Raw genomic sequence first — 14240 nt, forward strand, 5'->3', positions numbered from 1 at the left:
CTTCGCCAGCTTCCACAGCCGTTGTCCAGCACCGGTACGACGGTTTCAAAGGTTGATAAGGGTTAACTGTGACGGATACTCCCGAGTCCTTCGGCAGCGAGCCGGATCCCGTGGCAGCCGCCGCGGCTGCGGTCGCCCGCCACGATCGCATCGAGCCGGTCGGGCTGGAAGTCGAGATGCAGCGTTCGTACCTCGACTACGCGATGAGCGTGATCGTCGGGCGGGCGCTGCCGGACGTACGGGACGGGCTCAAGCCCGTACACCGCAAGATCCTCTACGCCATGTTCGACTCGGGCTACCGGCCGGACCGGGGCTACGTCAAGTGCTCCCGGGTCGTCGGCGACGTGATGGGTCAGTTCCACCCGCACGGCGACTCGGCCATCTACGACGCGCTGGTCCGGATGGCGCAGCCCTGGTCGCTGCGGTACCCGCTGGTCGACGGCAACGGCAACTTCGGCTCCCCGGGCAACGATCCGGCAGCCGCGATGCGCTACACAGAGTGCAAGCTCGACCCGCTGGCGATGGAGATGCTGCGGGACATCGACGAGGACACCGTCGACTTCCAGGACAACTACGACGGGCGGGCCAAGGAACCGGTGATCCTGCCGGCCCGGATCCCCAACCTGCTGATCAACGGCTCCGAGGGCATCGCGGTCGGCATGGCCACCAAGATCCCGCCGCACAACCTGCGGGAGATCGCGGCGGCGGTGCAGTGGTGCCTGGAGAACCCGGAGGTCGACGAGGCGACCACGCTCGAGGCGCTGATCGAGATCGTCAAGGGCCCGGACTTCCCGACCGCCGGTCTGATCGTCGGCACCACCCCGATCCAGGACGCCTACCGCACCGGTCGCGGGTCGATCCGGATGCGGGCCGTGGTCGAGGTCGAGGAGGACAAGAAGGGCCGGACGTCGCTGGTCGTCACCGAACTGCCGTACCAGGTCAACCCGGACAACCTTGCCGAGCGGGTCGCCGAGCTGATCAAGGAGGGCAAGATCGGCGGGATCGCCGACATCCGCGACGAGTCCTCCGGGCGTACCGGCATGCGGCTGGTGCTGGTGCTCAAGCGCGACGCCGTCGCCAAGGTGGTGCTTAACAACCTCTACAAGCACACCCAGCTGCAGGAGACGTTCGGCGCCAACATGCTGGCCCTGGTCGACGGGGTGCCGCGCACGCTGAACCTGGCGCAGTTCATCCGGTTCTACGTCGAGCACCAGATCGACGTGATCCGGCGGCGCACCGCGTACCGGCTGCGCAAGGCCGAGGAGCGGGCGCACATCCTGCGCGGTCTGGTCAAGGCGCTGGACATGCTCGACGAGGTGATCGCCCTGATCCGGCGGTCGCCGACGGTCGAGGACTCCCGGCAGGGCCTGATGCGGCTGCTCGACGTCGACGAGATCCAGGCCACCGCGATCCTGGACATGCAGCTGCGCCGGCTGGCGGCCCTCGAACGGCAGAAGATCATCGACGAGCTCGCCCGGATCGAGCTGGAAATCACCGACCTCAAGGACATTCTGGCCAAGCCCGAGCGGCAGCGGCGGATCGTCTCGGAGGAGCTCGGCGAAATTGTCGCCAAGTGGGGCGACGAGCGGCGGACGAAGATCGTGCCGTTCGACGGCGAGGTCTCGATGGAGGACCTGATCGCCCGCGAGGACGTGGTGGTCACCATCACCCGCACCGGGTACGCCAAGCGGACCAAGGTCGACCTCTACCGCTCGCAGCGCCGGGGCGGCAAGGGCGTCAGCGGTGCGACGCTGCGCCAGGACGACATCGTCAGCCACTTCTTCATCGCGTCCACCCATGACTGGATGCTGTTCTTCACCAACAAGGGCCGGGTCTACCGGGCGAAGGCCTACGAGTTGCCGGAGGCATCCCGTACCGCCCGTGGCCAGCACGTGGCCAACCTGTTGGCCTTCCAGCCGGACGAACACATCGCCCAGGTCATCCGGATCCCGAACTACCAGGTGGCGCCCTACCTGGTGCTGGCGACCCGCAACGGCCTGGTGAAGAAGACCCGGCTGGAGGAGTTCGACTCGAACCGCTCCGGTGGGATCATCGGCATCAACCTGCGGGACGCCGACGAACTGGTCGGAGCGGCTCTCGCCGGCGGGGCCGACGACCTGCTGCTGGTCTCCAAGAACGCCCAGGCGATCCGGTTCACCGCGACCGACGAGGCGCTGCGTCCGATGGGGCGGGCTACATCGGGGGTGATCGGGATGCGGTTCACCGACACCGACGAACTGCTCGCCATGGCGGTCGTCCGGGAGGGGATGGACCTGGATGTTTTGGTCGCCACCAACGGCGGGTACGCGAAACGTACTCCGATCGAGGAGTATCCGGTGCAGGGCCGGGGAGGCAAGGGTGTGCTGACTGCGAAGATCACCGAGCGCCGCGGTGGTCTCGTCGGCGCGGTCGTCATCAGTCCGGACGACGAGCTCTTCGCGATCACCAGCAACGGTGGCGTGATCCGGACTCCGGTGAAGCCTGTACGACGTACCCGGGACCGGAACACAATGGGGGTCAAGCTCATGGACCTCCCAGACGGCGTGACCATCGTGGCCATTGCTCGCAATGCCGACGAGCCTGACGAACAGGACTAGTTGATGACGGAGACCCAGGCGAAGTCGGGGGGAACAGGATCCTCGGCGGCTCCGGTCGACGAGGAATCCGCCGCCGGAGGCACATCAACGGCCACCGGCCGCGCCGCTGTCGGCCGGGCCAGCGTGCCCGGTGATTCGCCGTCGCCCAAGTTCACCCGGGCGCCAGGGATGCCTCCCCCGCCCGACAGACCCGCCGACGACCCAGCCGGTGGCACCGGCGACTCCGTCGACGGTTCGACCCGCGCCGGAGGCACCGGCGACAGCGCCACTCAGCTCGGCGGCATATCCGCCTCTTCCGGAAGGTCGGCACCTCCTGTGACGTCGGCACCTCCTGTTTCATCCGCTCCGCCGGCCAGCTCCGGCAGCGGATTCACCGGTGGAGCGCTCGGCGCCACCGCGGCAAGTGGCACCCGACCGGGCGGTGGGCTCGGGCCCACCGGGCAGTTCGGCACCATCGGCGGCACGGCCCGGGTGGGTACGGCCACTCCCGGCTCGCGGACCGGCCTGGGTTCGCCGACCGTACGCACGATCGGTGGTGCCGGTGCCGGTGCCGGTGCCGGTGTTGGCGCGGTCGGCGCGGCGCGAGTCGGCCCTGACGGTGCCCGCACCGCGCGACCCGGGGTCAGCTCGGCTGCCTCGCGAGGTCCGCGTCGAGCTCGCCTCAACCTGAAGCGGATCGACCCCTGGTCCGTCATGAAGTTCTCGTTCGCGGTCTCGCTGGTGCTGTTCATCGTGGTGATCGTCGCGACCTCGGTGCTCTACCTGGCGCTTGACGCGATGGGCGTGTTCCAGAGCGTCAACGCCAGCCTCGGTGACCTGATCGGTACCGGCACCGGGGACGGTCCGAGCCTGCGGATCACCGCTCAGGGCGTGATCGGCACGGCGGCGCTGTTCGGGCTGATCAACGTGGTGCTCTACACCGCGCTGGCGACGCTCGGCGCGTTCATCTACAACGTCTGCGCCGACCTGGTCGGCGGGATCGAACTGACCCTGGCCGAGCGGGACTGATCCGGCCCGCTCAGGGAAGCGGAGGACGGCCGGGCGGGTCGATACCCATTGGCCCCGGCCGTCCGCGATCCGGTAGTCTCCCCATGGTCCGGCGCTCCGTTCGCCGGCTGCCGGTGGCTTTCGCCCCGAGTTGGGGTGTAGGACACAGGTGCGGTAACCTTGCTCGTCGCGTACGGGGCTATAGCTCAGTCGGTTAGAGCGCAGAGCTGATAACTCTGAGGTCGCTGGTTCGATTCCAGCTAGCCCCACTCCACGACAGTCGAGCGTAAGGGGACACGCCCCATGGTCAAGAAGATCCTCATCATCGCCGGCGTCATCGGCGTAGCCGCGCTGATCGCCAAGAAGGTCAAGGAGACCAGCGACGAGCGTGCCCTCTGGCACGAGGCGACCACCGCTCCTGATCTCCGCTGATCCAACTTCTGTCCCCGGACCGCAGTCGTCACCGCTGCGGCGGGGACCACTCGGGGCCATAGCTCAACTGGCAGAGCACTGCCTTTGCAAGGCAGGGGTTAGGGGTTCGAGTCCCCTTGGCTCCACCCACATTATGGCTGGTCGGCGCGCCAGTGCATCGACCCTTGTCGCGCTGGCCAGTCGGACCAGGAACCAGAATCAGCGAATCGTCAGCAGAAGTCGCCGAACACGTCCCGTACCCCCGTCGCTGATGAGCCACGTGGCGTACGAGTTCCTCAGGTCGTGCAAGCGGAGCCCGCCAGCGGCCTTGAGCGCGACCTGGTCGACGGCTTCCCGCTCGGTCGCGAACTCGGCAACCACTCGACGCCGGTCGCGTCGGTCCACTTGGCGTGCCACTTGTCCGGCGACACTTCGGCTACCTTGCCGAGTAAGCCAGCCCGGACCAGCGCCGGACGCCAGACCTGTCGACGAAAGTTTGACCGCCGGAGTGGGCTGCCGTCCCGCGTGGCGAACACCAGCGCGGCCGGCTTGGGCTCTGCGGGCTGTGCGCCGAGTCGCGGGCAGTCCAACGCCATCAGGCCTGCCGGCGGGTGGGCCAGAGGAACCACGTCGTGTCCGTGGTCTGGCAGGTGGTCGACCCAGGCAGGGGCGAGCGTACTGACCGGGCTGATCGACGACTACCAGTTGATGGTCCAGCTCAGCGCCTGAGCCGTGCGGCCCGACGACGATCTGAGGCGGGACAGGTGTGTCCAACACGTGGTTGGGTGAGGTGGGGACAAATGTGCGGGACGGAGGTGGTTGAGGTCAGCGCTTCCGGTTCGGGTAGCGGCGACGTTGGGTCAGGTGGACAAGGATCACTCCGCCGACGATCAGCACTAGGCCGACGACCAGGAAGTTCATGGTGTTCGCGCCGGTCAGTGCCAGCGGACTGGCCGACTCGTCAGCATCTGCTTCGTTTGCAAGGTTGTCCACGGCTGGGGCATTGATTCCACCGGCAGCGGCAGTCGGGCTCGGGTCCGCACTCGGCTGTGCGGTCGGCTCGGCTTCCTTCTCCTCTCCGGCAGCGGTCTCGGTCGGCTCCGGCGTGGGCTTGGCTTCCTGCGTCGGCGGTGCCGGATCGTCGGTGACCTCCGCCTCAGGGCTGGCCGGTGCCGGTGTCTCCTCAACGGGCGGTTCCTCGGCCGGCGGTTCGTCGGCGGGCGGTTCGTCGGCGGGCGGTTCGTCGGCGGGCGGTTCCTCGGCGGGCGGTTCCTCGGCGGGCGGTTCCTCGGCGGGCGGTTCCTCGGCGGGCGGTTCCTCGGCGGGCGGTTCCTCCGCTCCGCCGGCTCGCACCTCGATACGGACGGCGTCGATCGCCGGGGTCTGGTTGGCCCGCTGCATCATCGGGATCCGGTGCGATCCGTCGCCGGCCCACGATGCGCACTGGGCGATCCCCTCCTGGGGCAGCCCGGGCACCTGGATAGTGACGACATCCGGCTCAGCACCGCCGCCACCGTCCTCAGTCGCGACGAAGAAGGCCGGCACCGGCTCCGGGTCGAGCGCCTCGGTGGTGCTGGTCAGCATCCGGCAGGCGGTGTGGAAGTGACCGCGGGTCAGTCCGTCTCCGGTCAGCAGCGCGGACTCCACGTAGTACCCGCCCTGAGCCGCCGGGAGGAAGCGGTCCCGGACCAGATTGCGGGTGCTGACCCGCAGTTGGAACGGTTCGCCGACGCCGACCGATTCCGGCGACTCGGTGATCAGCAGCGTCGGGTTCTGCTCTGCCGCACCGACCTCTCCGAACGCTGTCGAGACGCAGCGGCTGCCCACCTGGAAGCCGTCGTGTAGCTCCAATGAGCTGTCGTCGCAGCCGGTCCCGAGCACATCGAGTCCGTTGACCTGCTCGCTGGCCTTGCGATCCGTCCCAGCACTGGAGATCTGGCTGACGGCGATCAGGACCCCGAAGGCGGACAGGGTCGCGACCGCGATGACGGCGCGGCGCGCCCGTCCGCCCTTCGCGGGTCTGGCGGCGCTTCTGTGAGCCGGTTGTCCCATGTGCACACCTTCCGAATGCTCACCGTACTGGGATGTCTGTATTAGGCTCGGGCACGACGGTGCCGGCGGGGGTTCACCGGGAGCGGATGACTAGTCGCCCCGGGCCATACGCACACGTTAGGGAGCGGTTCAATCAAGAATCAACTTCAGCGCCAGAAATGATGATTTCTTGAGCCGCAGGTAAAGAAAACTTATGGCATCGATCTCGAACGCCTGACATCAGCCGTTCGGCTGATGTCGATGTGGTGACTGTCGGTAGTGGTGGGATGTCACCGGCGGTCGTCGTGCAGTAGCTTCTTCTGCACCTTACCCATCGCGTTGCGTGGCAGGTCGTCCACGATGCGCACTTCACGTGGGCGCTTGTGGGTGGAGAGTTCGGTGGCCACGAAGTCGATCAGCGACTGCGGGGACACGCCCTCGGCCACCACGTACGCGACGACCCGTTGCCCGAGGTCTGCGTCGGGTGCGCCGATGACCGCCGCCTCGCGTACTGCCGGATGGGTCAGCAGCACGTTCTCCACCTCGCCGGCACCGATCCGGTAACCACCGCTCTTGATCAGATCGGTCGAGGCGCGGCCGACGATTCGGTGCCAGCCGGCCTGGTCGATCGCCGCTACGTCGCCGGTGCGGAACCAGCCGTCCGGGGTGAAGTCGCCGCGCCCGGCGGCGCCGAGGTAACCGTCGAACACCATCGGGCCGCGAACCTGCAGTTCGCCGATGGTCTCGCCGTCCGCCGGCAACTGCTCGCCGTCCTCACTGGCCAGCCGGGTGTGTACGCCGGCGAGCGGCGCACCGACCCAGCCGGGTCGCCGCTCGCCGTCGGCGCGGCTGCTGACCGTGATCAAGGTTTCGGTCATTCCGTACCGTTCGACCGGTGCCTGCCCGGTGAGCTCGGTGAGCGTGCGGAAAACCGGGGCGGGCAGGGCCGCCGAACCGGAGACGAGGAGCCGGGCGGCGCGTAACGCCCGGGCGGAGGGTCGGTCGTCGCAGATTCGGGACCAGATCGTCGGTACGCCGAAGTACAGCGTGCCACCGGCGGCGGCGTACGCCCCAGGGGTGGGCCGGCCGGTGTGCACCAGCCGGCAGCCGACGCGTAGCGCGCCGATGACGCCGAGCACCAGACCGTGTACGTGGAACAGCGGCAGGCCGTGGACCAGGGTGTCGTCCGGCGTCCACGCCCAGGCCTCGGCGAGGGCGTCGAGGTCGGCGGCGATGTTGGCGCTGGTCACCGGTACACCTTTCGGTGCGCCGGTGGTGCCGCTGGTGTAGAGGATCAGCGCGGGGGCGTCGGACCCGACGGTCCGGCGCTGGCCGGGCCCGCCCTGGTCGGAGCCGCCCTGGTCGGAGCCGCTCCCGACCGGCCTCGTCGGGTTGGGGCCAAGCAGCAGTTGAGCGCCGGAGTCGCGCAGGATGTGACCGCGTTCGACCGGGCCGGCGTCCGGCGGTACGGGGACCAGCGTGGTGCCGGCCAGCAGGCAACCGGTGAGCGCGACGACCGTGTCGAGGCTGGCGGTGGCGTCGACCGCGACGGTGTCGGCGCCAGCGATCTGCCTGGCGACGGCGGTCGCGGCTTCGAGCAGGTCGTCGCCGGACATCGACTGGTCGCCGACGGTGACCGCCGCCGGCCGGCCGGTCAGTCGCGTGGGGTTCAGCAACGCCATCTTCCCGACTCTCCTCCTGCCGGTGGGCGGACCGGCTCCGGACCATTGTCGGCTCTGTGGTTGCCGGGCTGGCGCTCTGGGTCGCCGGCTTCGTCGGACTGTTCGGGTACGGGTACACGGCGAAGTCGCAGCGCGACGCCGCCGCCGTGGACCTGTCCAGGGTGGCGATCGACGACACCGTCACGGTCCAGGTCACTGACGGCGGCAAGTACGGCGTCCGGCTGGAGACCATCGCCGGAGCCGACCGCCCCGACACGGTCCAGCGGCTGATCGACGCTGCGTGGGCTGCTCACCGCCGGATCGGCGGCCGGCGGTGGACTGCTGCTGGTGCTCGGGTCGGTGCTGCCCTGGATCGCCGGTCCGGACGCTGATGCCGTCATGTACGGCGCGGTGGAGACCGCCGGCGGGTCGGCGCTGGGTTCGCGGGCCGGGCTCTCCGGCGGGGACGCGTTCGTGACCCTGCTGGCCGGGCTCGTCGCGCTGGTCGTCGCCGGGTGGTACGGAATGGGCCGGGCCCGCCGGTGGCAGCAGGTGACGATGGCCGGGGCGGGCGTGCTGGCCATCGCCTGGGCAATGCTGAACCACGCCGAGATCGGCGAGCCGGATGGCACCGTCGTGCTCGGCCCGGTCGCCCCGGACAGCCCGGTCGACCAGATCAACTAGATCGACCAGACCGACCGGGTCGGCCTGGTTCGTTCGTTCCCTCCGTTGTCGACGGGCTCTCTTCTGACCGCTACCGGTCAGTTCTGAAACACGCCGTCTGATTCCTGCCACAAATGTTCGTCGCTGGGCACGGAAAATCACATGACTTGTATTTCGGATGTATTTCGCGATGCTATGGGATAAATGAGACGTGAAATCTATGCTTCTCGGCGGTGCTCCCTGCTCACATGATGTCGAAGCGTTTAGTGAAGTTGGATCCAATGGTTCTGGTGGACATCTACCCAGCTCAAGCGGCAGGTTTCGCGAGTGTCCGTGATCAGTCATTCAAACTCCGTTGTGATCAATGGAAATTTGCCAATACGCTGCTAGCGCCCAGATGGGTACCAAGACAAGGGAGGGTCTCTTGAAATCCACACTGCGCTGGTCGGCGATGGCCGGCCTGGCACTCGCGCTGGTCGTCACCGGCGCGCCGGCCGCCCAGGCGGAGTCGTCGCCGTTCAAGTCGGACGGCAACACGAGCGCCATCGCCCGCACCCTCGACGGCCGGGCGATCACCAACGCCAAGATCGCGAAGGAGGTCACCGACTTCTGGACCGAGGAGCGGATGGCATCGGCGGTCGACCTGACCTTCGCGAGGTCGGCGAAGGGTGCCGAATCGACGATCGCCGACGCCAAGCCCAACGGGCCGGCGGGTGCGGTGGCGCCGGTCGCGCCGAGCCTCGGCAGCCGCGGTGACGTCGGACTGATGCTCAACGAGTCGCAGGCCGTCGGCAAGGTCTACTTCACCACCCCCACCGGCGGCACCGCCTCCTGCTCGGCCAGCACCGTCGCCAGCGGCAAGCGTCGGCTGGTCATGACCGCCGGGCACTGCGTCCACCAGGGCCCCGGCGGACAGTGGTACAGCAACTGGCAGTTCGTCCCGCGCTACCGCAACGGCTCGCGCCCGTTCGGCACGTTCGTGGCGTCCAGCCTCAACACCCGTACCGCCTGGATCAACAGCGGCAGCTACGCCGAGGACATGGGCATCGCCATCATGAACAACGGCGGCATCTACGGTGCCAAGGTCGTCGACACCGTCGGCGGCCACGGGCTGCGCTGGAACTACAGCTACAGCGTCTATGTCACCGCTCTCGGTTACCCGTCCAACCTGGGTGGCGGCGAGAGTCAGTACTACTGCCAGGGCACCACGTGGAACCCCGGCGGCCAGCAGATCCGGATGTACTGCAACATGACGTACGGTTCCAGCGGCGGACCTTGGCTGCAGGAATACAACGACTCGACCGGCTACGGGTACATCAACAGCGTGGTAAGCCACGGTGACAACCCGGGCAATGGTCAGTTCGACGGCCCGTACTTCGACAACGACATCAAGAGCCTGTACGACTTCGCCGAAGGTATCTCTCCGGCCTGATCCGTCCGTCCACCTGATCAGTACCGTCCAAAGGTAGCCTCGGCCGATATGGTCGGGGCTACCTCCGCTGCCAGTCCGTCAGCGGCTGCCAGTCCGCTGATTGGCGTGGCTATCTCCCGCCGCGAACCAACGTCGTCGTCACCGGTACGGTCACCGGTGGACGGCGGCTCGTTGTACGACCTCCTCGGTTGTCAACGGGCTGCGTGGGTGGTGGCTCAGGCACATCGGCGCCTGCAGCTTGACGAACCGCGCGCCTTCCACCGCTGCGTAGAACTGTCCGGTAGCCATCTTGCCGACGTCAGGGATGTCGGTACCCTTGGCCCGCGCGACGTCACGGGCCGCCTCGATCTGCACAGGTGCGGTCAACAGGCCGAAGAACTGGGTGGCAGCGTTGCCGGGGATCTGATTGTGCAGCGCCTTCGGGGCCTGGGTCGCGAAGACCAGACCGAGCCCGTACTTACGGGCCTGTGACGTCAACGCGAGGGTGCTCTGGGTGCAGGCGGTGACCGAGCCGGATGGTGCGAGGGTCTGAGCCTCATCCATCACGAACAGTCCGCCGAGTGGCCGGTCGCCGGCCGGATTTCGCTTGATCCAGGTGAACAGGGCGAGCTGTAACTGGTTGACGAAGCTCTGCCGCTGGTGGTCGTGTGGCAGTCCGACGAAGCTGATCACCGAGACGCGGGCGTGTCGGCCCGGCGGCGGCGTGAGCAAGATGCCCGGGTCGACGGGAGTGCCGTCACCGCCGAGCAGCGGATCATCGATCAACGCTGCCTTGAGTAGTTGCGCCATGCCTGCTGCCAGCTTCGGTGCGCTGTCGAGCTGGCTGACCCCGTCCGGTAGGTCGTTCAACAGATCGGTGAACGCCTGCAGGTCGCTGCCACCGTTCTGGGCGTAACCAATCAGTGCCTCGCGCAGCACGGCTCGCCCCAGCCTTGCCTTGTCGGTGCCGCCGTCGACCCGGGCATGTGGCGCGAGGGTGGCGACGGCTGAGTCCACGGCTGCGCGGAACCCGTCGGGATCGTCGAGTACGTCACCGAAGTTCGGGAGCGGTTGAAAGCTCAGCGGGCGGCCGGCACGACGACCGGGCGTCCAGACGACCACGTCGGTACCGGCGAAGTAGGCAGCAGCTTGATCCGGATCCGCAGGACCCCAGCCGGTCGGCGGCTCCGGCCAGGCATCGCCGAGTCGGGCGAGGTCGTTGTTCGGGTCCAGCACGATCGCGGACACGCCACGCAGCGCGCACTCCTCGACAAGCCGGCGGAGCAGCACCGTCTTGCCGGATCCCGAGCCGGCGAATATCACCGTGTGCCGACGCAGTGACTCCAAGTCCATTCGGACCGGGTCCGCCCGGCCGGCGACGGACCCGATCGTCATCTGGGGCGGGTCGATCCCGGCCTGCATCGCCAGCTGCTCGGCGGGCCCTCCCCGACCAGCGGACGAGTTCCCGCTGGCCGCCGGCCGCACCGATACGGAGGCCCGACCGACGGCCCGCACCGGCGGGCCGACCTGCTGCATGGCCGGATCGGGCTCGGTTGGCGCCGTCGTGTCGTGACTGTCAGCATGGCTTTCCCTGTTGGCGTCGGCACCGCCATCGAGCGCGTCGCGCAAGAAAGCGACGGTGGAGGCCGGCTGTCGGGAGGCGAACCATGGCCGCAGTCGTTCCAACCCGTACTGCTGGATCAGCCGTTCCAAGGCGGCAAGGCGCCTGATGTCCGCGGTGGGGAAGGGAAGCGTCTGCCCGCCGGCTCTGGTGAACGCGTCGAGCAGTTCCCGGGTACGTGCACCGGCCGACCAGCCCGCGCTGCGGAGCAGGAAGAGTCGCCGCTTGGTGACCCCTTCGGTCAACCCGGAGGTGGTCATGGCGTTGCGGATCCGGTTGAGCGCCGCGATGTGGTGCGGCGCACAGACGGCCCGGAACGACCAGTGCTCCTCGTCCTCGGTCTCCTCGTCGAGCGTCCGCCGCACCCGGGCGTGCAGGGCCGGCTTGCCGCTGAACGGCAGCGGGTCGAGGCTGAACTCATCGGCCGATCCGCCCTGCGCGGCGATCCACGCGGTCAACCCGGCCTGTAGCAGCGCCGGCACTCTCAGGTCCTCGCTGGACTGCTGCACCGCGCTTGCGGTCTCGGCTGACTCGATCAACTCGGCGTAGCTAATGTCGATCTTGGCGAGCTCGTCGGACTCGGCCGGCACCGACTGCGCGCCTTCCTGCACCTCGGACTTGTCGGACCGATCGGGTGTGGGAACGGCATCGGACCTCGTGGCCGGGCCGTTCTTTCCGGACTGCGCGTGCAGGAGGTGGGTGAGCTCGCGTACCTGCCCGTCGGCCAGACAGGAGCGCACGTGGGTGTCGATCCGACGGAGCAGTTCGCGTGGCGTGAACTGGACGACCTCAGTGAAGGCGGACGGATGGATCGGCCACGTCGGGTACGGCGGGGTGAAGCCCAGCTCGTCGAAGACCAGGCCGAACCGCTTCTCCACCAGCTCGCGGCCGATGTCCGGCGACGGGATCTCCTTGAGCCGCACCGCCTCCCGGAACCGATCCTGCACGGTGTCGGTGGCCTGCTCCTTGATGCTCTGCCAGGTCTGTGGCAGGCAGGAGACGACCGACAGCGCGCGGCGGGTGTTCTCCCGGAGCGACATCAGCCCGCTGGCGATCTGCTCAAGCAGCAATGAGGTCTGCCAGTCGACCTCGCCGCGTACCTCGCGACTGGTGGACTTGACCGACTGCGCGACCATCAGGTCGATCTGGTCGAGCGCGATCACGGTGGGCCCGACCAGAGCGAGCAGCCGGGACGCGTCGCGGACGATCTCCTGCGGTGCTCGCTTGCTACGTCGGATGCCCCAGGCGGCCAATGCTCCCGGGCTTTCCTCGTCGCTGGATGAGAGGAAATCGTGGCCGAGGTCCTGAGCCGTGCCGTCGTCGCTGGCGTACAGCACGAGTGCCCGAGCAGTGTCCTGGCATTCGGTGCCGATCTGGCGATTGATCTTCCGTACCTGGTCTACGAGGGCATCGAGGGCATGCCGGGTCAGTTCGGTGTCGCCGGTGATCGACCGACGGACGGCCCGCGGCGCGTCGACCTCGTCGGCAAGTCTGCGCAGGAAGGTGCGCAGCTGAGAGGTTCCGTCCGGTGCCGGTCGGACGAAATCCTCCAGCAGGGACAGCGAGGTGCTTCGCCAGAACGCGCTGGCCTCCAGGAGCTTGACAAGAAAAAAGAAGCCACCGGCGGTCTGTACCCGTTGACGCAACGCGCCGAGCAGGTGTGTCTTGCCGGTGCCGCGTTGCCCCAGGATCGCCAGTCCCACCGGGCTGGAGTCGACGCTGTCATCCGCTTCGGCGACGCCCTCCATCACCATCTCGATGATCTGGTGATGCAATCCTTCGACGTGGAAGGGAAGCGGCTTCCAGACATCGTCCGGGGTCGGTGCCCAGTTGAACCGTAGTGCGGCCAGCGCTCGCCGCTGCTCGTCGGTCATCCCGGTGGGACCCGTCATGAGGGCGAGATCGAAATCAGATGCCGTAGCTGATTGCCGATGCTGACGGCGGCGTCGCGCTCCTGCGTCCTGAGTACCTTCTGGTTGGACTCCGGCACGATCTGCACGTCGGGGTCCTGGTTGAGCTTGATCAGCGCGGCGTCGAGATCGTCGCGAGACAGATCGGCGAGCACGGCCCGCAGCGCGGCCAGCATGACGTAGTCGCCGGGTTGGTCGATCAGCTCGTGGTACGCCCGACGGATCCGCGTGGCCACGTCGACCTGGCTCGCTTCGCTGCCGTTGGCCGTCGGCGCGACCGGCTCTGCCGAGTCGGTGGTGGAAGCGATCTCGTCGGGCTTGAACTGCATCCGGAACAGGTCGTCCGCTCGGACGCCCGAGTGGTCGATCAGCCGACGAACGAAGTCGAGCACCGTGTAGAGCGTCGCACCTGCGGTGCCGGCACCCTTCGGTGGCTCGTCCTTGCTCAACTCCGCCTTGGCCGCCTCCCACCCGCTGTCGGTCAGGTGCAGGGTGATTGGCTTCTCCGTCACCTCGATCAGCCCAAGGGCTTCCAGGGCGCGGCGATGGGTCGCCTTGAGCCCGGTGACGCCCGCGACGTTGATCAGGTAGCTCTGCTGCAGCGGAGCGGCCTTGACCATCAGGTTGATGAGTACGCACCGCTCGACGAGGGTGAGTTCCTTCTCCGACATGCGGTGCTCCTCAAGGGCGTGAGCGGTCGCATCGACATGGCGATGATCAATAGCTCGGGGTGGCCGGGAAGATGAGGTGCCGGGCCGGGGGTGGCCTGGGCACTGGCCGATTCTGCCGATACCGCTGGATCGACGCAAGGTCCGTCCGTCCGATGCAGATAGCTGACACTCCGCCATGGGTGGATCTTCAATGTCGCAGGGCAGGAGGTCACCTGAAACACCTGTTCGCAGGGGCCGGAAAGTGATCATGAATAGAACCGTTGCCAAATCTCGTCGG

General features: G+C 67.9%; 10 protein-coding genes and 2 tRNA genes. 8 read left to right on the plus strand and 4 right to left on the minus strand.

Going from position 1 to position 14240, the window contains the following annotated elements:
* The first annotated feature begins 68 nt into the window (after positions 1-68).
* From gyrA to ACXAHD_RS00085, 5 genes are all read left to right on the plus strand, one after another.
* Positions 69-2597 carry a DNA gyrase subunit A gene (gyrA, locus tag ACXAHD_RS00065; RefSeq protein ID WP_289211717.1) on the plus strand — a complete coding sequence of 843 codons (2529 nt, stop codon included), beginning with the start codon at positions 69-71 and terminating at the stop codon, positions 2595-2597.
* Between the two features lie 3 nt (positions 2598-2600).
* Complete coding sequence (locus ACXAHD_RS00070; protein ID WP_475047443.1) at positions 2601-3605, plus strand: DUF3566 domain-containing protein; 1005 nt, start codon at positions 2601-2603, stop codon at positions 3603-3605.
* Positions 3606-3779: 174 nt separating this feature from the next.
* Positions 3780-3853, plus strand: a tRNA-Ile gene (locus ACXAHD_RS00075).
* Between the two features lie 34 nt (positions 3854-3887).
* Complete coding sequence (locus ACXAHD_RS00080; RefSeq protein ID WP_233606623.1) at positions 3888-4016, plus strand: DLW-39 family protein; 129 nt, start codon at positions 3888-3890, stop codon at positions 4014-4016.
* Positions 4017-4068: 52 nt separating this feature from the next.
* Positions 4069-4141, plus strand: a tRNA-Ala gene (locus tag ACXAHD_RS00085).
* A gap of 679 nt (positions 4142-4820) precedes the next feature.
* On the opposite strand, the gene ACXAHD_RS00090 is transcribed toward ACXAHD_RS00085, so the two are convergent.
* On the minus strand, positions 4821-6047 hold the full coding sequence (locus ACXAHD_RS00090) for a hypothetical protein (protein WP_475047446.1): 1227 nt from the start codon (positions 6045-6047) through the stop codon (positions 4821-4823).
* A gap of 269 nt (positions 6048-6316) precedes the next feature.
* On the minus strand, positions 6317-7708 hold the full coding sequence (locus tag ACXAHD_RS00095) for an acyl-CoA synthetase (protein ID WP_289211733.1): 1392 nt from the start codon (positions 7706-7708) through the stop codon (positions 6317-6319).
* Between the two features lie 56 nt (positions 7709-7764).
* Here ACXAHD_RS00095 and ACXAHD_RS00100 point away from each other — a divergent pair, with 56 nt between their 5' ends.
* The 3 genes from ACXAHD_RS00100 (at position 7765) to ACXAHD_RS00110 (ending at position 9782) form a co-directional block, all read left to right on the plus strand.
* Entirely contained in the window at positions 7765-8079 is a 315-nt protein-coding gene (locus ACXAHD_RS00100; RefSeq protein WP_281552362.1) for a hypothetical protein, read from the plus strand.
* Positions 8036-8371, plus strand: coding sequence for a hypothetical protein (locus ACXAHD_RS00105; protein WP_281552363.1), 336 nt, complete (start codon positions 8036-8038; stop codon positions 8369-8371). Before ACXAHD_RS00100 ends, ACXAHD_RS00105 begins: the two co-directional genes overlap by 44 nt.
* Before the next feature lie 376 nt (positions 8372-8747).
* Positions 8748-9782 (plus strand): trypsin-like serine peptidase, encoded by a 1035-nt coding sequence (locus ACXAHD_RS00110; RefSeq protein WP_348650028.1) that lies wholly within the window; start codon positions 8748-8750, stop codon positions 9780-9782.
* 150 nt (positions 9783-9932) lie between these two features.
* Here ACXAHD_RS00110 and ACXAHD_RS00115 read toward each other — a convergent pair whose 3' ends face one another.
* Together ACXAHD_RS00115 and ACXAHD_RS00120 are read right to left on the minus strand one after the other, a co-directional pair.
* Positions 9933-13274 carry a helicase HerA domain-containing protein gene (locus ACXAHD_RS00115; RefSeq protein WP_289211734.1) on the minus strand — a complete coding sequence of 1114 codons (3342 nt, stop codon included), beginning with the start codon at positions 13272-13274 and terminating at the stop codon, positions 9933-9935.
* A complete protein-coding gene (locus ACXAHD_RS00120) occupies positions 13271-14212 on the minus strand; it encodes a hypothetical protein (RefSeq protein ID WP_281552366.1) in 942 nt (313 codons plus the stop codon). Before ACXAHD_RS00120 ends, ACXAHD_RS00115 begins: the two co-directional genes overlap by 4 nt.
* Positions 14213-14240: the final 28 nt, after the last annotated feature.

Source organism: Micromonospora sp. ABR4_055 (assembly GCF_056160425.1).

Excerpts from the sequence above, each read along its gene's own strand:
- ACXAHD_RS00070 (WP_475047443.1), top strand. The coding sequence starts at position 2,601 with ATGACGGAGACCCAGGCGAAGTCGGGGGGAACAGGATCCTCGGCGGCT.
- ACXAHD_RS00110 (WP_348650028.1), top strand. The coding sequence starts at position 8,748 with ATGGGTACCAAGACAAGGGAGGGTCTCTTGAAATCCACACTGCGCTGG.
- ACXAHD_RS00115 (WP_289211734.1), bottom strand. The coding sequence starts at position 13,274 with ATGACGGGTCCCACCGGGATGACCGACGAGCAGCGGCGAGCGCTGGCC.
- ACXAHD_RS00080 (WP_233606623.1), top strand. The coding sequence starts at position 3,888 with ATGGTCAAGAAGATCCTCATCATCGCCGGCGTCATCGGCGTAGCCGCG.
- ACXAHD_RS00095 (WP_289211733.1), bottom strand. The coding sequence starts at position 7,708 with ATGGCGTTGCTGAACCCCACGCGACTGACCGGCCGGCCGGCGGCGGTC.
- ACXAHD_RS00090 (WP_475047446.1), bottom strand. The coding sequence starts at position 6,047 with ATGGGACAACCGGCTCACAGAAGCGCCGCCAGACCCGCGAAGGGCGGA.
- ACXAHD_RS00120 (WP_281552366.1), bottom strand. The coding sequence starts at position 14,212 with ATGATCACTTTCCGGCCCCTGCGAACAGGTGTTTCAGGTGACCTCCTG.